We start from the raw sequence: 19434 nt of genomic DNA on the forward strand, positions 1-19434 counted from the left end.
TTCAGTAGCCGCCGGTCGGGCGGACGACGATTTCGCTCGTGGACACGTTGGCCGGCTGGTCGATGACGTGGCGGATGGCGGCTGCGATCGCTTCCGGCTTCAGGGCGTTGCTGCGGAATGAGACCATCGCCTCGGCCGCGACCGGGTCGGTGATGGTGTCGGCGAGCTCGGATTCGACCACGCCCGGATAGACGCAGGTGACGCGGATCTTGTCGTTCTCCTGCCGCAGCCCGTCCGAGATCGCCCGCACCGCATATTTGGTGGCGCAATAGACCGCAGCCGTCGGCACCACGGAAAGACCGCCGATCGACGAAACGTTGATGATATGGCCGAAGCCCTGCCCGTTCATCACCGGCAGCACGGCAGCGATCCCGTGCAGCACGCCGCGGATGTTGACGTCGATCATCCGGTCCCATTCCTCCACCTTGAGCGAATTCATCGGCGACAGCGGCATGACGCCGGCATTGTTGATCATCACGTCGATGCGGCCGTAGGCGTCCAGCGCGGCGCGGGCGAAATCCTCCACGTCCTGCCGGCGCGTCACATCGAGCGCCCGTATGGCGACGGTCCCGCCCGAGGCTTCTACCTGTTGCTTGAGTTCGGCGAGACGATCGGTCCTGCGGGCGCCGATCATCAGCCGGGCGCCCGCCTTGCCGAGTTCGCTTGCGAGCGCGGCGCCGATGCCGCTGCTGGCGCCGGTGATCAGGATTACCTTCTGCGAAATGCTGGTCATGTCTTCATCCCTTCCGGTTGCGGTCCCGCTGCATCTGCGCCTCGGGTCAGGCAGAGGATGACGAAGCCGAGGCACGGTGCGGTAGCATGGAGTTCCGCATTTCTTGCACGATCCTCCGAAAGCGCCTGCACCCGCCTTGGCAGGACGGCCCGGTTGCGCGAAGGTGTTCCCATGAAGAACCTGCCGAACCTGACGGAACTGAAACATCTGATCGCACGGCATGCCCGGGGCGACGGCATCCACGGCACCGCCGTGCCGGCCCTGTCGCTGATCCGGTCGTCTGCGATATCCGACCCGATCCACACGCTCTACGAGCCCTCCGTCTGCCTCGTCGCCGCCGGCCGAAAGCGGGCACGCATCGGCAGCCGCGAGGTCGTCTACGAGACCGGCGGCTGCCTCGTCGTCGGCATCGACCTTCCGATCATCGGCGCGGTGATCGAGGCCAGCCCCGACGAACCCTACCTCTGCCTGAAGATCGACCTGGACCGCGGCATGCTTGCCGACCTCCTGCTGGGCGCGCCCGGATCGCATATCGCCCCACCAGCACCCGACCGCATCGAGGCGGCCGCCGTCCACGCCGCGACGCCCGAACTGGTCGACGCGTCCGCCCGCCTCCTGCGGCTTCTCGATGCGCCGCAGGACATTGCCGTGCTCGCGCCGCTGATCGTCCGCGAGATCCACTATCGGCTGATGACCGGGCCGCAGGGCGCGATCCTGCGCCAGATCGCCAGCGGCGAGAGCCGCCTGGCCCAGGTCGGCCGCGCGGTCGCCTATCTGTGCGAAAACTACGCCGAACCCTTCCGGATCGAGGATCTCGCCCGCATCGCCGGCATGAGCCCCTCCTCCTTCCACGAACACTTCCGCACGGCCACCGCGATGAGCCCGCTGCAGTTCCGCACCCGCCTGCGCATGCATGAGGCCCGGCGGTTGATGGTCGCAGAAGGGCTGACGGCAGCCGAGGCCGGCTTCCGCGTCGGCTATGACAGCCCCTCGCAGTTCAGCCGCGACCATGCCCGCATCTATGACCGCCCGCCCCGGCGCGACCTGTCACGGATGCAGTCGGGGCAGGCCTATTGAGGAACGCCGACTACCTGCCGCCGATCACGCAGCGGCCACACAGCTTGCACGAATTCGTGTTCGTCTGTGGCTGCGACCGTGAGGCACACGCCGCCTCTTCGCCACTTTTGAGGATCAGTTTCCAGCCTGCTTCGGTCAGAACAGACAGGATCGAGGCGAAGTCGGAGGATTGGAAAACGCCTGGACGCCTGATCGAAAAGCTGATCGGACACCTGCCCGCCAGACGGCCGTGACAGGGCAACACGAGAGGCGAACGGAAGGCACGAGAAAGATATTTCTCCGAAGCAGGCTGGAAACAGAACGTAAAATCACTATCTGAGACGTCCGTGGACCGGCCGGTTGCCGGAGGCGATTCGATCGTCCGGCGACACACCACGGCTGTTGATACTTTCTGCGATCCTGGCCGCACCCGGAACGTCGCAGGCACACAGCGATATTTTGATCTGCGCAAGCATCGAGGCGGGGACGGTTGGTCCCGGCATGCCGATCCTGTGCGCGAGGAGTGGACTATGACGATCCTGCAGCGCGCGACAGCGCGGGCGGAAAACGCGCTCTACCTGGAGCGCCGCTTCGACGCCCCGCCGGCAGTGGTATTTCAGCTCTGGACGGCGCCCGAACTTCTGGCCCGCTGGTGGGGTCCGCGCGACTTCACCACCCATTCGATCGAGATGGATTTCCGCCCCGGCGGCATCTGGAGCGCCAGCATCCGCTCGCCCTTCGGCGAGGACACGCCGATGCTGGCGGTCTACCGCGAGATCGTCGACGACCAGCGTATCGCCTTCACCCTGATCCCGGACGACGGCCGCAAGACCAACGTCGTGGCGACCTTCGAGGCCGTGAACAACACGACGCGGCTTGCGATCCGCCAGTCTCCGCTGACCGGCCCGGCCGAAGTCGAGGCCTACACGGAAGGCTGGCACGAATATCTCGACCGGCTCGAATCCTACCTGCTCCGCCGGCACTGGGACAACCGCTGAGCGGCACGGCCGTTATCAAGTGCTGCGCCCCTCCGACAGCGACTGCAACGCCGAAAGCGCATCCTGCGCCCGGTCCGCCGGGACGAACACATGGTCGTGGTGGAAGGCGGCCACCACGTTGGCGCTGATGCCTGCTTGTGTCAGCGCAGCGGCGATCGCAGCTGTCAGCCCCACCGCCTCCAGCGCGGAGTGGACCGAGAGCGTGATCATCCGCATCGGCGCGCTCGAGGAAAGCCCGTGAGCGGCGGCCACCTCGGCCGGCAGGATCAGCGTCAGCCCCTCCGCTTCGCGGAACGTGCCGAGCGGCTGCAGCCGCCACCACCGCTCCGCCTCGGAAAACGCGACCGTGCAATAGACGAACTGCCCGTCCTGCAGCACCGGCTCCATCTCCGACAGCAGCCGGTCGAGATCGGTAATCCCGCTCATCGACCGCCCCTTGCGGCAAAGTCGGAGACGGCCCGGCAGAGCGCGGCAAATCCGGCTGCGGCACCGTCGCTCATGTGGCGGGCCCGCAGCCAGGCATGGATCATCTGCGGCTCTTCGCGAAACCACACCTCAACGCCCGCCGAGACGAGCCGGGCCGCATAGTCCCGCGCGTCGTCGCGCAACGGGTCGAAGAAGGCGCCGGTGATGAAGGCGGGCGGCAGGCCCGACAGGTCGGCATGCGCCAGCGGGAAGGCATAGGGGTTGCCCGCGGGCGCCTGATAGACGTCGCGGTAGTAGAGCACGTCCGTGGTGGAAAGCCCCGGCGCCTCGGCCATCTCGACATAGGAGCCGGCCGATGTGTCCCCTCCGAGAGCCGGATAGACGAGCGCCTGGCCGGCGATCCCCGACAGACCCTGGTCGCGCGCCTTGAGCACGAGGCCGGCTGCGAGGTTCGCCCCGGCGCTGTCGCCGATGATCACGACCGGCCCCTTGCCGCGCAGGAGATAGGTCAGCACGTCGAAGCAGTCGTCGAAGGCGGCTGGCCAGACGTGCTCGGGCGACAGCCGGTAGTCGACGGAGACGAGTTCCGCACCCGCGGCCTCGGCGATTTCGGCACAGATCGCATCATGGCTCTGCAGCGAACCAACCACGAAGCCTCCGCCATGAATGTAGTAGAGTCGCGTTTGCGTGGTCACGTTGGCCGGACGGTAGCGCCGGGTCGGGATGCGACCGAGCACCAGCGCCTCCTCGCGGATCATGCCCGCCGGCGACGGCCGGTCGAACTCCGCACAGAGCGCATCGTACCATTGCCGCTGCTGTCCGATCGTCGCGTCGACGGCATCGGCCGGGTAGAACGCCTCGCAGCGCCTGTGGAAGGCAAGGATGCCGGCTTCGGTGGGCTTGGCAGGTACAGTCATGGTCTCTCTTCCCGTATGCTCATGCGGTCAAGCGGCGGCGCAACAGATGCGGGAGGAATGCGACCACCCCTTGCCTGCCGTCAAGGCCCTATATTAACTGCCCGCATGGCCTTCACGCTCCGTCAGTTGCAATATTTCGTCGCCGTCACCGAACAGGGGTCGGTGACGCGCGCCGCCCAGATCCTCTCGATCTCGCAGTCCTCGATCACCGAAGCAGTGAAGGAACTGGAGAGCGATCTCGGCGTCGAGCTGTTCGAGCGGCATCCGCGCGGCCTGACGACGACCCACAACGGCCACCAGTTCCTGCGCCACGCCACCAAGATCCTGGCCGGCGTCTCCGATGCCCGCCGCTCGTTTTCCAACGACCGGACCACGGAAAAGGGCCAGCTCAATCTCGGCGTCACCTCGCTGGTCGCGGGCTATGTGCTCTCCGATCTGCTCGCCCGCTACCGCCGCGCCTTCCCCGGCGTCGAGGTCAGCGCCATCGAGGACAACGGCTCCTACCTGGAGCATCTCCTGATCGGCGGCGAGCTGGACGTCGCCGTCATGGTCATCTCCAACCTGCGCGACCGCATGGCGCTGCAGGCCGAGATCATCGAGACCTCGCCCTACCGCCTCTGGCTGCCGCTCGGCCATCCGCTCGTCGCGGCCGAGATCATCTCGGTCGGCGACATCGCGAGGGAACCGCTGATCATGCTGACGGTGGACGAGATCGAGGAGAACACCGGCAAGCTGCTGTCGGCACTCGGCGCCCGCCCGCATGTCGCCTTCCGCACGCGTTCCGTTGAAGCTGTCCGCAGCCTCGTCGCCACCGGCGCCGGCATCGCGCTCCTTCCCGATCTCGTCTACCGCCCCTGGTCGCTGGAAGGCGACCGCATCGAAAGCCGCGACGTCTCCGGCGCGCTCCCCGTCGTGCAGGTCGGCATGGTCTGGCGCAAGGGCTCCAGCCTGCCGCAGTCGGCGCGCGACTTCGTCGGCGTGGCGGAAGCGTTGAGGAGCGGACGAGGGCGGTAGGCGGTCGGACAATTCGCGTGCTGGAATAGCCATTTTTCGACAGGGGAAGCTGCAATGGATCGCTGGCAGGCCATGAGAGTTTTCGTGAAGGTGGCGGAGACCGGGGGCTTCGCTGCAGCGGCTCGCCAGTTGCACATGAGCCCGCCGGCGGTCACGAGAACGATATCCGCGCTCGAGAACACCCTCGGCGTGCGGCTTCTCACCAGGACGACGAGAGCGGTCAAGACGACGGAGGCGGGCGGCCGCTACCTGGAGGATTGCCGGCGGATCCTCGCCGAAATCGCCGACGCCGAGGCCTCGGCCGCGGGCCTCCACGCCAACCCGTCAGGTGTCCTCAGCGTCACCGGACCGGCCCTGTTCGGCCAGATGCATATCCTGCCGATCCTGCTCGAATATCTCGATCAGTATCCGGCGGTGACCGTGCACAGCGTGTTCGTCGACCGCATCGTCAACATCATCGACGAGGGGATGGACGTCGCGGTCAGGATCGGAAACCTGCCGGCCTCAGGCCTGAGCGCCGTGAAGGTCGGATCGATCAGGCGCGTCGTTTGCGGTTCCCCTTCATACTTCGAGAGATACGGCGTTCCGAAAGTGCCATCCGATCTGGCAGGTCATCGGATCATCGCGCCCACAGGCGCCTGGGTATCGCTCGACTGGCAGTTCGGACAAGGGAACAGGACGAGCGTCACCGTTCATCCGCGCCTGTTGTGCAACACCAACGACGCCGCGATTGCCGCCGCCGAGCGGGGCTGGGGCCTGACGCGCATCCTTTCGTATCAGATCGGGCCTGCTCTTCAGGAAGGACGCCTCCAGGCGGTCCTCTCCGAGTACGAGGAGCGCGAGATACCGATCCATGTCGTCCATGTCGAGGGCAGGCGTGCATCCGCGAAGGTCCGGGCGTTCGTCGATCTCGCAGTCGACCGCCTGCGCGCCAACCGCCTGTTCAACTGACGCCTCGCAGGCCCCTCTCCGCAGACCCGCTTCCCGAAGCCACGGTCCGGCGATTATTCCGCTACCTGCAATAGTGCCTTTCGCCGTTCGCTGATTAACGATTACAGCCAAAGGAGATATCTAGGCCGGCAAGGTCATTCACCAGCTTGTTGGAAGTGGAGAACGCCATGAACAGACTGGTCCTTTGCACGATGTTCGCGGCGACACGGGGCACTTCGCCCTCGAAGACGAACCCGACGAGATGGCCCCGCTCATCCGCGACTTCCTCGACCGGAAGGTCGCGACGGTAAATTAGCAGATCGGATCGGCCCCGCTGAGCCGAAGGAAAGAAGTCATGTCTGGCGACCACGCCATTTTTTCAAGCGATGTCGCCTTCACCCCGTCGGTGAAGGCGATCCAGGAGCGCAAGGGGTCACGGCACGCCTATGCCCGGATGGAGACGGGCGGCTCCTGGCAGACGGAAATCACCGAGGACCTCGCCGGCTTCATCGAGAGCCGGACCAGCGTTTTTTTGGCGACGGCCAGCGCCGACGGCCAGCCGTACGTCCAGCATCGCGGTGGGCCTGCAGGCTTTCTCAAGGTCCTCGATAGCAAGACCATCGGCTTTGCCGACTTTGCCGGCAACCGGCAGTATATCACTCAGGGAAACCTGTTGGAGAATCCCAAGGCCCACCTCTTCCTGATGGATTACGCCCATCGGCAGCGCGTCAAGATCTGGGGCGAAGCACGGGTCGTCGAAGGCGACGCCGAGCTGGCCGATCGCCTGTTTCCGCCCGGATATCGCGCCCGTGTCGAGCAGGTCGTGCTGTTCACTGTCATGGCGTGGGACGCCAACTGTCCCCAGCACATACCGCAGTTGTTCGAGGCGGCGGATGTGCAGGCCGCCCTGGCCGAGAGGGATCGCAAGATCGCCGAGCTCGAAGGCGAAATCGCACGGCTGGCGGAAAAGGGAGCTGCTTCGGCGTGAAGGACGGGCCAGGCACTAGTGTCCGCGATCTCACTGGCGAAGATGCGATTTCGCCGTTGCGGCCACTTCGCTCGTCAAATCCACCAGCCGGTCGGCTGCGAGGCGATTGATCTGCCAGAACAGCGGCACGTCCAGCGGGCTGTCCGGGACCAGTTCCACGAGCCGTCCGGAGCGCAGATGCTGCCCGATCAGCGGCGCAGGGTTCATGCACCACCCCATGCCGGACAGGCTGCCATCCAGGAAACCCTGCGTCGATGGCAGCCAATGCGTCGGAAAGGTGAGTTCCTGGCCGAACGCCTGGCGGATCCAGCGGTTCTGCAGCCGGTCCTTCTGGTTGAAGGTCAGGGCGGGAGCACGCCGGAGCGCTTCCGGCGTGACGCCGTCGCCGAAGTACCGGGACATGAATTCCGGACTTGCCGTCGCATGATAGCGCAGCGTCCCGAGCGAGGTCCGCCTGCAGCCTGCGATCGGCTTTTCGAGGCTGGTGACGGCAGCGAGCACGCGGCCTCGTTGCAGCCATTCGGCCGTGTGGTCCTCGTCATCGATGGCAATGTTCACAAGGTACGTGGAGCGCTTGGAGAAATTCGACATGGCCGACAGGAACCAGGTGCCGAGGCTGTCCGCGCTGGTGGCGATATGAAGCGTCACCCGCTGCCGCGGCTCTTCGGGATCAGCAAGCGCGGGGAGATGCTCCATCAACTCGCCTTCCAGCATGCCGATGTTTTCCATGTGGCGGCACAGCCATCCACCTTTCTCGGTCGCCGTGCAGGGGCTGCCCCTGACGATCAGGACCACGCCGAGGCGCTCCTCGAGCTGCTTGACCCGCTGGGAGACGGCGGACGGCGTCACGTTCAGGACGGCCGCCGCCTTCTCGAAGCTGCCGGTCTGCACGACTGTGGCCACCGCGCGAAGCGCCGGGTAGTCAATCATGGCATTAGTCCTGCTTAATTGAGATTATCGTATTTAATTACCTTAATTCGATGACACCCGCTACAGGATCGCTCGTGTTTCTGTCTTCGGGAGCTATCCGGAACCATGAATTTTCCGATCTACTTCACCGGCATGATGATGGGGCTGAGCCTGATCGTCGCGATCGGCGCGCAGAATGCCTTCGTTCTCCGGCAGGGATTGCGGCGCGAGCACGTCTTCGCCGTATGCCTCACATGCGGACTGTCCGATGCCATCCTGATCCTGATCGGGGTCACGAGCCTCGGGCAGATCACGGCCATGCTGCCGTGGATCGATCCCGCCATGCGATTCGCAGGCGCGGCCTTCCTCGTCTGGTACGGCGCAAGGAGCCTCTATGCCGCGCTACGCTCGACTAATGGGCTGACGATCGGACATGAGCATTCCCCGGGCTTCTGGCCGACGTTTTCGACCTGCCTTGCGCTCACCTGGCTCAATCCGCACGTCTACCTCGATACCGTCGTCCTTCTCGGCACCGTCGCCACCCGCTTTCCCGGCGATGAGATGGTGTTCGCCGCCGGCGCCATGTCCGCTTCTTTCCTGTTCTTCTTCGCGCTCGGCTACGGCGCCACCTGGCTGCGCCCGATCTTCGCGCGGCCGTCGGCATGGCGGATCCTGGATCTCGCCATCGCCGCCGTCATGTGGATGATCGCCGGCAAGCTGCTGCGCGGGATGTAGTCCACCTCTGTCCGCAACCTACCTTTCGGAAATTCCGATATCGTCTTTCTGTTTAATGGATTTGCGAAAGCGGCGAAAAGGGGGCACGCTTCGACCCGGGAACAATACCGCGCACAAAGCGGACAAACCGGGAGACCATCATGAAGCGATTCCTGCATTCCTGCACCGCGCTGACCCTTTCCTTCGCTTTCACCACCGCTGCCGTCGCCCAGGAACCGCTGAAGGAGCTCGGCGCCGGCGAAGGCGAGGTCTCGATCGTCGCCTGGGCCGGCTATATCGAGCGCGGCGAGACCGACAAGGCCTATGACTGGGTCACCGAATTCGAGAAGAAGACCGGCTGCAAGGTTTCGGTGAAGACCGCCGCCACCTCCGACGAAATGGTCGCGCTGATGAACGAGGGCGGCTTCGACCTCGTCACCGCCTCCGGCGACGCCTCGCGGCGCCTGATAGCCGGTAAGCGCGTCCAGCCGATCAACACCGACCTGATCCCGAGCTGGAAGACGGTCGACGAACGCCTGCAGAGCGCGCCCTGGAACACGGTCGAAGGCGTCCACTACGGCACGCCCTATCTTTGGGGCCCGAACGTGCTGATGTACAACACCGAGGCCTTCAAGGGCGAAGCGCCGAAGAGCTGGAGCGTCGTGTTCGAGGACGTGACGCTGCCGGACGGCAAGTCCAACAAGGGCCGCGTGCAGGCCTATGACGGCCCCATCCACGTCGCCGACGCCGCCAACTACCTGATGTTCCACAAGCCGGAACTCGGCATCAAGGATCCCTACGAGCTGAACGAGGACCAGTACAAGGCGGCCCTCGACCTGCTTCGCGTCCAGCGCACGCTCGTCGGCCGCTACTGGCACGACGCCATGATCCAGATCGACGACTTCAAGAACGAGGGCGTCGTCGCATCCGGCTCCTGGCCCTTCCAGGTCAACCTGATGAAGGCCGAGAAGCAGCCGATCGCCTCGACCTTCCCCGAGGAAGGCGTCACCGGCTGGTCGGACACGACCATGCTGCACGCCGAAAGCGAGCATCCGAACTGCGCCTACCTGTGGATGGAGCATTCGCTGTCGGCCAAGGTGCAGGGCGACGCCGCCGCCTGGTTCGGCGCCGTCCCCTCGGTCCCGGCCGCCTGCAAGGGCAACGAACTTTTGACCGACGAAGGCTGCGCCACGAACGGCTTCGACAATTTCGAGAAGATCCGCTTCTGGAAGACGCCGGTCTCCAAATGCGAAAGCCAGGGCGAGTGCGTGCCCTACCACCGCTGGGTATCGGACTACATCGGCGTGATCGGCGGGCGCTGAGGCCGCTTTATCCCTCCCCCTTGTGGGGAGGGTGGCCCGACAGGGCCGGGAGGGGTTTGACGCAAAGTGTCCCCTCCCCAACCCTCCCCGCAAGGGGGAGGAGTCCGCTTTCATATGCCGCCCGCTCCCGGTTACTCACCGGGCACTGTTGCCGTGGGCCGCATAGCCTCTCGTGCCCGGAGTTAGACGCCCATGACCACCGCTGTGCTGTTCGACAAGGTATCCCGACACTTCGGCAGCGTCCGCGCCGTCGACAGCGTCGATCTGGCCGTGGTGGAGGGCGAGTTCTTCGCCATGCTCGGCCCGTCCGGCTCGGGCAAGACCACATGCCTGCGGCTGATGGCGGGATTCGAGCAGCCGACCGGCGGCCATATCGAGATCTTCGGCGAGACGGCCGAGGGCGTCCCGCCCTACCGGCGCAATGTCAACACCGTTTTCCAGGACTACGCGCTGTTCCCGCATCTCTCCATTCTCGAGAACGTCGCCTACGGGCTGATGGTCAAGGGCGTCGGCAAGGAGGAGCGGCTGAAAGCCGCGGAGGATGCGCTCGCCATGGTCAAACTTCCCGGCTACGGCACGCGCCGGCCCGGCCAGTTGTCCGGCGGACAGCGCCAGCGCGTTGCGCTCGCCCGCGCGCTCGTCAATCGCCCGCGCGTGCTGCTGCTCGACGAACCGCTCGGCGCGCTCGACCTGAAACTGCGCGAGCAGATGCAGGAGGAGCTGAAGACACTGCAGAAGTCGCTCGGCATCACCTTCGTCTTCGTCACCCACGACCAGGGCGAGGCATTGTCGATGGCCGACCGCGTTGCCGTGTTCAACGACGGCCGCATCCAGCAGCTCGGCACGCCCGAAGAGGTCTACAAGCGCCCGCAAACCCGCTTCGTCGCCGATTTCGTCGGCTCTTCCAACGTGCTCTCGCCGGCTTTCGTCAAGAGCCTCGGCTACCCGGCCCGCTATGCGAGCCTGCGTCCCGAGGCGCTGTCGCTCGGCGGCGGCACCGGCGACGTTACCGGCGAACGCAAGCGCGTCACCGGCACGGTGGTGGCGACCAGTTTCCTCGGCGCCGCCAACCGCGTGACGGTCGAGGCCGGCGGCGGCACGCGTATCGCCGCCATGGTCCCGGCCTCCGAGGCGCTTCCCGAACAGGGCAGCGGCGTCACCCTCTCCTTCGCCGCCCACGACCTGCACCTGATGGACGAGGCGGCATGAGCGCGATCACGCAGACCAGCATCCTCGAAGGCCGCAGCGGCACCTTCGCTCGCCTGTCGGATTTCTTCTGGCGCAACCCGAAGATCCTGCTGTTCCTGATGCTCGCGCCGCCGCTGCTCTGGCTCGGCATCATCTATCTCGGCTCGCTGTTTGCGCTGCTCCTGCAGAGCTTCTTCTCGATCGACGAGTTCTCCGGGCTCATCAACTACGAGTTCACGCTCGACACCTACCGGCAACTGCTGATCCCGTCGAATTTCGATATCATCCTGCGCACCGTCGTCATGGCGGCGCTGGTGACGCTGGCGTCTGCCGTGATCGCCTTTCCGATCGCCTACTACGCCGCCCGCTACGCCCGCGGCAAATGGAAGGCGCTCTTCTATCTCGGCGTGATGCTGCCGCTGTGGTCGAGCTATCTCGTCAAGGTCTATGCCTGGAAGCTGATCCTCGCCAAGGAGGGCATATTCACCTGGTTCCTCGCCAAGCTGCACCTGACGTGGCTGCTCGATGCCTGGCTCTCCCTCCCCGTCGTCGGCGGAAACTCGCTGTCGATCAGCTACACCGGCACCTTCATCGTCTTCGTCTATGTCTGGATGCCCTTCATGATCCTGCCGATCCAGGCAGCGCTCGAGCGCGTGCCCGGAAACCTGATCGAGGCGTCCGCCGATCTCGGCGGCAACCCGGCGCAGACCTTCCGCCACGTGCTGTTCCCGCTGGCGCTGCCCGGCATCATCGCAGGCTCGATATTCACCTTCTCGCTGACGCTCGGCGACTACATCATCCCGCAGATCATCGGCTCGTCGCGGCTGTTCATCGGCCAGGCCGTCTACGCCCAGCAGGGCACGGCCGGCAACATCCCGCTCGCCGCCGCCTTCACCGTCGTCCCGATCGTCATCATGGGTTTCTACCTGTGGATGGCCAAGAAGCAGGGAGCCTTCGATGCGCTCTGACCGCTCCGCCTCCGCCCCCATGGGCCTGAAGATCGCCGCCGCCGCAGGCCTGCTGTTCCTGCACGTGCCGATCCTGCTGATCTTCCTCTATGCCTTTACCACCGAGGAGAAGAGCTACCAGTTTCCGCCGCCCGGCTATACGCTCAAATGGCTGGCCGTCGCCTGGGATCGCCCCGACGTCTGGGCCGCACTCGGCCTCTCGGTCCGGGTCGCCTCGATCGCCACTGCAGTGGCGCTGGTGCTCGGCACGCTCTGCGCCGCCGCCGTCAGCCAGACGCGCTTCTTCGGCCGCGAGACGATCTCGCTGCTCGTCATCCTGCCGATCGCGCTGCCCGGCATCATCACCGGCATCGCGCTGCGCTCGGCCTTCTCGTTTGCCGAGATCCCGTTTTCGTTCTGGACGATCGTGCTCGGCCACGCCACCTTCTGCGTCGTGGTGGTCTACAACAACGCGGTGGCCCGTTTCCGCCGCGTCTCCGGCTCGCTGATCGAGGCTTCGATGGACCTCGGCGCCGACGGCTTCCAGACCTTCCGATACGTGATCCTGCCCAATATCGGCACGGCCCTTCTCGCCGGCGGCATGCTCGCCTTCGCGCTCTCCTTCGACGAGGTGATCGTTACCACGTTCACCGCCGGCCAGCAGCAGACGTTGCCGATCTGGATGCTGGAGGAACTGGTGCGTCCGCGCCAGCGGCCGGTGACAAACGTGGTCGCCATGCTCGTGGTGCTCGTCACACTGCTGCCGATCCTCGCGGCCTACTACCTGACCCGCGAGGGCGACCAGGTCGCAGGCGCCGGCAAATAGAACAACGAACTGAGATCAAGGGAGAATCCTGATGGACACGCAGATGCTGATCGGCGGACGCTTCGAGGCCGGCACGGAGAGCGAGGAGCACATTCTCAACCCGAAGACCGGCGAGACGGTGGCCGACCTCCCGGAAGCCTCGCATGCCCAGATCGACGCCGCCGTCGACGCCGCCGAGAAGTCCTATCTCGCCTGGTCGATGACCACCCCCGGCGAGCGCTCCGGCTACCTCCTGAAGATCGCCGACGCGATCGAGGCCGACGCCGATGCCTTCGCAGCCCTCGAAGCGCTGAACTGCGGCAAGCCGATCAATGCCGTCAGGAACGACGAGATCCCCGCGATCGTCGATTGCTGGCGCTTCTTCGCCGGCGCCGTCCGCTCGATGACGGCAACTGTCGCCGGCGAATACCTGCCCGGCCACACCTCGATGATCCGCCGCGACCCGATCGGTATCGTCGGCTCGATCGCGCCGTGGAACTATCCGCTGATGATGATGGCCTGGAAGCTGGCGCCGGCGATCGCCGGCGGCAACACGGTCGTCTTCAAGCCATCGGAACAGACGCCGCTGACGGCGCTCAAGATGGCGGGGCTGCTGGCCGGCATCCTGCCCGAGGGCGTCGTCAACATCGTGCTCGGCCGTGGCGAGACCGTCGGCAACGCGCTGATCAACCACCCTAAGATCAACATGGTCTCGATCACCGGCGACGTGGCGACCGGCAAGAAGGTGCTGGCGGCCGCAGCCAAGTCGGTCAAGCGCACGCACTTGGAACTCGGTGGCAAGGCGCCGGTGATCGTCTATGACGACGCCGACCTCGAGGCGGTCGTGAACGGCATCCGCGCCTTCGGCTACTACAACGCCGGCCAGGACTGCACCGCCGCGTGCCGCATCTATGCGGAGAAGGGCATCTACGACAGGTTCGTCGCCGAGCTTTCCGCCGCTGTCTCCACCATCCGCTACAACCAGCCCGACGACACCGAGAACGAGATCGGCCCGCTGATCTCCAAGCGCCAGCGCGACCGCGTGGCGAGCTTCGTCGAGCGCGCGTCCGACGTGAAGCACATCGAGATCGTCACCGGCGGCGCATCTGGCAGCGACAACGGCTTCTTCTTTCAGCCGACCGTGATCGCCGGCGCCACGCAGGAGGACGAGATCGTCCGCCGCGAGGTGTTCGGACCCGTCGTTTCCGTCACCCGCTTTACGGGCGAGGCGCAGGCGATCGGATGGGCCAACGACAGCGACTACGGCCTCGCCTCCTCTGTCTGGACGAAGGACATCTCCAAGGCGATGCGCGCCGCTGCACGGCTCCAGTACGGCTGCACCTGGATCAACACCCATTTCATGCTGTGCAACGAAATGCCCCACGGGGGCGTCAAGCAGTCGGGCTACGGCAAGGACATGTCCGTCTATGCGCTGGAAGACTACACCGCCGTGCGCCACGTCATGATCAACCACGGCTGATCGATCATCGCGCCCGGCGGCTCTCCGCCGGGCCCCTGGGCCGCCCGGAATCGGCGGTCATGGAACAAATTCTGCCCTCGCGCGTCTTTCCTCCGGTTCAAGAGAGGACACTGCACATGCTGAAATGGGCCCTTATCTTCCTCGTGATTTCCCTGATCTCCGGTTTTCTCGGCTTTCGGGGCGTCTCTTCGGCAGCCGCCACGGTCGCCAAGGTGCTTTTCGCCATCGCCCTGATTCTGTTCCTCATTTTCCTCGTCCTCGCCCTCATGGCGGGCAGCGCGGTGGTCTAGCGGGATACTGCCTATTGGTGAAACTCAATGACCGCCACCACCATGGCGGTCATTTTTCGTTGCATGAGCGCAACACCACCATAAACATGACATTATTTATCATATAAACCTTGCGCATCGCAAAAACATAATGAGAACAGTCATCTTATTGACCCAGTAACATCACGAGACCTCGATGCCCCAGACCTCTTCGCCGCTCCGCCCCACGCTCGTCCTCGCCCTCGCCGGAACCTCGCTGCTCGCGCTGTCGCTTACGGCGCACGCGCAGGACCAGGCCGCGGCGGCCTCCACCGAGGGGACGACGACGCTGGAAGAGATCGTCGTCGATGGCGGCAGCGGCGGCGTGATCACGGCCGATGGCTATGTCGGCAAGAGCAGTGCGACGGGTGCCAAGGTCGACACGCCCTTCCTGCAGACCCCGCAGTCGGTATCTTCCGTGACCGCGCAACAGCTGAAGGACCGCAATCCGCAGACGCTGCTGGATGTGCTGGCCTACACGCCCAACACGCGCACCACCGCCTACGGCTTCGACCCGCGCTTCGATTCCTTCACCGTGCGCGGCTTCGACGTGACCTATAACGGCGTCTTCCGCGACAACCTGCGCCAGCCGGGCGCGGGCTCCTCGCTCTTCAAGACCGAACCCTACGGGCTCGAGGGCGTCTCGATCCTGCGCGGCCCCTCCTCCGCCCTCTACGGCGCCTCCGGCGCCGGCGGCCTGTACAACCTGATCACCAAGCGCCCGACCGAGGAGACGCTGCGCGAGGTCGAGGTGCAATACGGCACCAACAACCGCTATCAGGGCCAGTTCGACTTCTCCGGCGCGGTCAACGACACCGATCCGTTTTACTACCGCCTGACCGGACTCGCCCGCAATTCGGATACGGAACAGGTCGGCGTTCCCGACGACCGCCTCTACATCGCCCCGGCCTTCACCTGGAAGCCGGACGAGGACACGCGGCTGACCGTTCTCGGTGAGTATTCGCGCACCAAGACCGGCGGCACAGCGGCCTACTATTTCGACACCACCACCGGCAAGGTGACCGACTTCTTTGCCGGCAACCCGGCCTTCAACGACTCTGTCCAGAACCAGGGCCGCATCGGCTACGAGTTCGAGCACCGCTTCAACGAGACCTTCACCTTCCGCCAGAACGTGCGCGCCTCGACGCTGGACATCGAGGCCGACTGGGCCTTCGCCTATGCGCCGAACGCCGTCGACCCGACGCTGATCGACCGCAGCGCCGGCTCCTTCGAGGAGCGGCTTTCGGCCATTGTGATCGACAACCAGCTGGTCTCCGAGTTCGACACCGGCGCCTTCAGCCACACGCTCCTGACCGGCCTGGACCTGATGAAACTGCGCTACAGGTCGTTCAACGGCTACGGCGTCTCGCCGCCGCTCGACACCAACGATCCGACCCGCGGCGATCCGATGGATCGCATTCCCTACACCGAGCGCGTCGACCAGGACCAGTGGCAGATCGGCACCTATATCCAGGACCAGATCCGCTACGACGCCTGGACCCTGACGCTCGGCGGCCGCTATGACTGGGTCTCCACCGACACTGACAGTACCGATCTCGTCGGCGGCGCGGTCTCCGCCAACGACCAGAGCGACCGCGCCTTCTCCAAGCGCATCGGCCTGACCTACGAATTCGACTTCGGCCTGGCGCCCTATGCCAGCTATTCGACCGCCTTTTCGCCGAACGCCGGCTACAACCAGGAAACCGACGCCCCCTTCAAGCCGACCGAGAGCGAGCAGGAAGAAATCGGCGTGAAGTATCTCCTGCCCAACAGCAACACCATGCTGTCGGCTGCGTTGTTCAACATCGACCAGGAGAACGGCCTCTACTACGAAGTCGTGGACCTGCCGACAGGCCCGGCCAACATCCAGGTCCAGCGCGGCAAGCTGCGCTCGCGCGGCGTCGAGTTGGAGGCCAACACCAGCCTCGACAACGGCCTGTCGCTGACGGCCTCCTACTCCTACACCCAGATGAAGATCATCGAAGGCCCGGTAGGCACGGTCGACAACGACGTTTCCTCGACACCCCGCCATCAGGCGGCGCTCTGGGCCTTCTATACGATGCCGGAAGACACTGCGCTCGATGGCCTCGGCATCGGCGGCGGCGCGCGCTTCATCGGCGCCAGCTATGGCGATGACGAGAACACGATGGAGAACGGCTCGCGCGTCCTCTTCGACGCAGCCCTGCGCTACGACTTCGCCGCGATCGACAAGAAGATGGAGGGCCTGGCCCTGCAGGTGAACGCCACCAACATCTTCGACCGCCGCGACCCCGTCTGCTCGGCCGGCTTCTGCTACAAGGACCAGGGCCGCACGGTCATCGGTTCGCTGAAATACACATGGTGACGCAATTGGACGCAATCCCTCCCAGGGCTGACGAAACCGTCTTCGGGCCGCAAGGCCTGAAGGCGGTCTTTTCGGGCGAGCATGCCTGGTGCGGCGAGAAGATGATGCTCTCGTCGGACCTCGACCATGCCATGCCGATCCGCGACGTCTTCGAGAGCGGCACCTTCGCGACCGGCCTCGATACCTATGCGCAGAGCCATGGAGTCGATCGCAGGGCAGTCGCGTCCTACTGGTCGCTCTACTATTTCTCGGCGCTTTCGATCCCCTATATCGTCGCGCGCCGGGCCGCCCTCGCCCTGCCGATCGCCGTCGACGACATGACGATCGCGCTCGCCGACGACGGCCTGCCGCGCGCCTTCGGCCTGCCACACGCCGGCGACTGGTGCGAGAGCGATGCCCCCCTCGAACTGGTCAAGCCGCTCGCCAGCGCCCATCTGTCGGAAGTGGTGGCTCACTTGAAGCGCTTTGGCGGCATGGCCCCGAAACTCGGCTGGAACAACGCTGCCGTCTATATCGACTACGCGATCAACGCGACGGAAACCGCCCCCGCAGTCGTGACAAATGGCCGGGACACCGACGATCACTGGTCGGCGCGCATGCTGTTCGAAGAGAAGGCCTTCGCCGACGGCACCGCCAATCCCTTCCACGGCTGCCTGCGCCATGAGATGGCCGGGGCCGAGGTCCAGTGTCGCCGCAAGGTCTGCTGCCTGCGCTACATGCTGCCGGGCATCCCGAGCTGCGGCGAACTCTGCGCCCTGCCCGAACAGAGGAAGCACTGACCGTGTTGCGCTTTTTCGCTCTCCTCATCGGCCTTCTGCTGTCGACCGGCGCCTGTCTCGCCGACGGCCGTTTTCCCCTGACGGTGACCGACGCGCTCGGCCGCGAGGTCACGATCCCCAAAAAGCCCGAGGCGATCCTGCTCGGCAGCGGCTTCAATCTCGTCGCCCTCTCGCTCATCCATCCCGATCCCGTCAGCCTGCTTGCAGGCTGGGCGAGCGACATGAAGGGCGACAATCCGGCGATCTACGAGGCCTTCCGCGAAAAATTCCCGAAGATTGCCGACGTGCCGCTGATCGGCGACGGCACCGGTAACGGCTTCTCCTTCGAGACCATCCTGTCGCTGAAGGCCGATCTCGCCATCCTCGCCAACTGGCAAGCCGATACCGATCTCGGCCGCCAGGCGATCGCCTATCTGGAGCAGATCGACGTCCCGGTGATCGTCGTCGACTTCAACAGCGATCCCCTGAGGAACACGCCCGACAACATGCGTCTGCTCGGCCGCGTGCTGGAGCGAGACGAGCAGGCGGAATCCTTCGCGCAGTTCTACGAGGAGCACCTGGCGGTGATCCGCGAACGCGTGGCCGCCCATCCCGAGCCCGGCCCGACCGTGCTCATGGATGCCTTCCCGAACGACCAGGGTTGCTGCTTTGCCTACGGGGTCGGCGGACTGGGCGAATTCATCGGCCTCACCGGCAGCCGCAACATCGCAGCCGACCTGCCCCGCCAGGGCGGCATCGTCAGCATCGAGTACCTCGTCGCCGCCAACCCGGAAGCCTACATCGCCACCGCCTCCCCGGGCGGCACCTACAGCGCCTTCTCCATCGGCCCCGGCGTCGCCCCCGAGGAAGCGCGGCAGACGCTGCGCAACGCCACCGAGCGCCCGATCCTCGCCGACCTCGCCGCCATCAGGAACGGCCGCGTCTACGGCCTGTGGAACTTCTTCAACGCCGTGCCGCTGAACATCCTCGCCGCCGAGGCCTTCGCCCACTGGTTGCGCCCGGACGTCTTCCCCGACGTCGATCCGGGCAAGACGCTGGCCGAGATCAACACCCGCTTCGCGGTCGTCCCCTTCGAGGGCGCCTACTGGATCAGCCTGAAGTAACTGCGCCCCTCTTCTCCCCTCGGGGAGAAGGTGGCCCGCAGGGCCGGATGAGGGGGCCTGCCACTGCCGCCAGCATCCGCCGCACCCCCTCATCGCCTCGCTACGCTCCGGCACTTCTCCCCAGTGGGGAAAAGACACCTGTGGCAACTCCCTGCCCTCCTCACGGCTTTGTCTATGGGTTTAAGCGAAAAGTCTGCGCCGATCCTCCGCACCCTTCTTCTCCCCACCGGGGAGAAGGTGGCCCGAAGGGCCGGATGAGGGGGCTTGCCACTGCCACCGGCATCTACCGCTCCCCCTCATCGCCTCGCTGCGCTCCGGCACTTCTCCACGACGGGGAGAAGACACCCGCGGCAACGCCCTGCCCTCCTCACGGCTTTGCCTACGGGATTGGCGAGAAGTCTGCGGAAATCGCCGAGCCCCTCTTCTCCCCTCGGGGAGAAGGTGGCCCGAAGGGTCGGATGAAGGGGTTTGCT

19 protein-coding genes are annotated in these 19434 nt (G+C 65.4%); 15 read left to right on the top strand and 4 right to left on the bottom strand.

What is annotated here, in order from left to right:
- Position 1 precedes the first annotated feature (1 nt).
- The gene (locus GGQ64_RS03045; protein WP_183798849.1) at positions 2-733 is read right to left on the bottom strand and encodes an SDR family oxidoreductase; all 732 of its coding nucleotides are present in this window, start codon (positions 731-733) and stop codon (positions 2-4) included.
- A 171-nt stretch (positions 734-904) separates the two neighbouring features.
- On the opposite strand from GGQ64_RS03045, the gene GGQ64_RS03050 reads away from it, so the two are divergent.
- Both GGQ64_RS03050 and GGQ64_RS03055 read left to right on the top strand, forming a co-directional pair.
- Positions 905-1810, top strand: a complete 906-nt coding sequence (locus GGQ64_RS03050) for an AraC family transcriptional regulator (RefSeq protein ID WP_183798852.1) — start codon at positions 905-907, stop codon at positions 1808-1810.
- 509 nt (positions 1811-2319) lie between these two features.
- Positions 2320-2787 (top strand): SRPBCC family protein, encoded by a 468-nt coding sequence (locus GGQ64_RS03055; protein ID WP_183798855.1) that lies wholly within the window; start codon positions 2320-2322, stop codon positions 2785-2787.
- A gap of 15 nt (positions 2788-2802) precedes the next feature.
- Here the strand turns inward: GGQ64_RS03055 and GGQ64_RS03060 are convergent, their stop codons facing one another.
- A complete protein-coding gene (locus GGQ64_RS03060) occupies positions 2803-3213 on the bottom strand; it encodes an ACT domain-containing protein (RefSeq protein ID WP_183798858.1) in 411 nt (136 codons plus the stop codon).
- The gene (locus GGQ64_RS03065) at positions 3210-4130 is read right to left on the bottom strand and encodes an alpha/beta hydrolase (protein WP_183798861.1); all 921 of its coding nucleotides are present in this window, start codon (positions 4128-4130) and stop codon (positions 3210-3212) included. The genes GGQ64_RS03060 and GGQ64_RS03065 overlap by 4 nt, the downstream gene beginning before the upstream one ends.
- A gap of 105 nt (positions 4131-4235) precedes the next feature.
- On the opposite strand from GGQ64_RS03065, the gene GGQ64_RS03070 reads away from it, so the two are divergent.
- The 3 genes from GGQ64_RS03070 (at position 4236) to GGQ64_RS03080 (ending at position 7062) form a co-directional block, all read left to right on the top strand.
- Positions 4236-5144 carry a LysR substrate-binding domain-containing protein gene (locus GGQ64_RS03070; RefSeq protein ID WP_183798864.1) on the top strand — a complete coding sequence of 303 codons (909 nt, stop codon included), beginning with the start codon at positions 4236-4238 and terminating at the stop codon, positions 5142-5144.
- 54 nt (positions 5145-5198) lie between these two features.
- On the top strand, positions 5199-6095 hold the full coding sequence (locus tag GGQ64_RS03075) for a LysR family transcriptional regulator (protein WP_183798868.1): 897 nt from the start codon (positions 5199-5201) through the stop codon (positions 6093-6095).
- Between the two features lie 334 nt (positions 6096-6429).
- Positions 6430-7062, top strand: a complete 633-nt coding sequence (locus GGQ64_RS03080) for a pyridoxamine 5'-phosphate oxidase family protein (RefSeq protein WP_183798871.1) — start codon at positions 6430-6432, stop codon at positions 7060-7062.
- 30 nt (positions 7063-7092) lie between these two features.
- Here GGQ64_RS03080 and GGQ64_RS03085 read toward each other — a convergent pair whose 3' ends face one another.
- Positions 7093-7992 (bottom strand): LysR family transcriptional regulator ArgP, encoded by a 900-nt coding sequence (locus tag GGQ64_RS03085; protein WP_183798874.1) that lies wholly within the window; start codon positions 7990-7992, stop codon positions 7093-7095.
- Positions 7993-8097: 105 nt separating this feature from the next.
- Here GGQ64_RS03085 and GGQ64_RS03090 point away from each other — a divergent pair, with 105 nt between their 5' ends.
- The 10 genes from GGQ64_RS03090 (at position 8098) to GGQ64_RS03135 (ending at position 18961) form a co-directional block, all read left to right on the top strand.
- Positions 8098-8706, top strand: a complete 609-nt coding sequence (locus GGQ64_RS03090) for a LysE/ArgO family amino acid transporter (RefSeq protein ID WP_183798878.1) — start codon at positions 8098-8100, stop codon at positions 8704-8706.
- Between the two features lie 140 nt (positions 8707-8846).
- A complete protein-coding gene (locus tag GGQ64_RS03095) occupies positions 8847-10007 on the top strand; it encodes an ABC transporter substrate-binding protein (protein WP_183798881.1) in 1161 nt (386 codons plus the stop codon).
- A gap of 192 nt (positions 10008-10199) precedes the next feature.
- Positions 10200-11216 (top strand): ABC transporter ATP-binding protein, encoded by a 1017-nt coding sequence (locus tag GGQ64_RS03100; RefSeq protein ID WP_183798884.1) that lies wholly within the window; start codon positions 10200-10202, stop codon positions 11214-11216.
- Entirely contained in the window at positions 11213-12163 is a 951-nt protein-coding gene (locus GGQ64_RS03105; RefSeq protein WP_183798887.1) for an ABC transporter permease, read from the top strand. The genes GGQ64_RS03100 and GGQ64_RS03105 overlap by 4 nt, the downstream gene beginning before the upstream one ends.
- The gene (locus GGQ64_RS03110; RefSeq protein ID WP_183798890.1) at positions 12153-12968 is read left to right on the top strand and encodes an ABC transporter permease; all 816 of its coding nucleotides are present in this window, start codon (positions 12153-12155) and stop codon (positions 12966-12968) included. The genes GGQ64_RS03105 and GGQ64_RS03110 overlap by 11 nt, the downstream gene beginning before the upstream one ends.
- A gap of 31 nt (positions 12969-12999) precedes the next feature.
- Positions 13000-14427 (top strand): gamma-aminobutyraldehyde dehydrogenase, encoded by a 1428-nt coding sequence (locus GGQ64_RS03115; RefSeq protein ID WP_183798893.1) that lies wholly within the window; start codon positions 13000-13002, stop codon positions 14425-14427.
- Between the two features lie 116 nt (positions 14428-14543).
- Positions 14544-14717 carry a DUF1328 domain-containing protein gene (locus GGQ64_RS03120; protein WP_183798896.1) on the top strand — a complete coding sequence of 58 codons (174 nt, stop codon included), beginning with the start codon at positions 14544-14546 and terminating at the stop codon, positions 14715-14717.
- A 175-nt stretch (positions 14718-14892) separates the two neighbouring features.
- Entirely contained in the window at positions 14893-17079 is a 2187-nt protein-coding gene (locus tag GGQ64_RS03125) for a TonB-dependent siderophore receptor (RefSeq protein WP_183798899.1), read from the top strand.
- Complete coding sequence (gene fhuF / locus GGQ64_RS03130; protein ID WP_183798903.1) at positions 17073-17858, top strand: siderophore-iron reductase FhuF; 786 nt, start codon at positions 17073-17075, stop codon at positions 17856-17858. Before GGQ64_RS03125 ends, fhuF begins: the two co-directional genes overlap by 7 nt.
- Complete coding sequence (locus GGQ64_RS03135; RefSeq protein WP_183799156.1) at positions 17855-18961, top strand: ABC transporter substrate-binding protein; 1107 nt, start codon at positions 17855-17857, stop codon at positions 18959-18961. Before fhuF ends, GGQ64_RS03135 begins: the two co-directional genes overlap by 4 nt.
- Positions 18962-19434: the final 473 nt, after the last annotated feature.

Source organism: Mycoplana azooxidifex (assembly GCF_014196765.1).
Lineage (GTDB): Bacteria > Pseudomonadota > Alphaproteobacteria > Rhizobiales > Rhizobiaceae > Mycoplana > Mycoplana azooxidifex.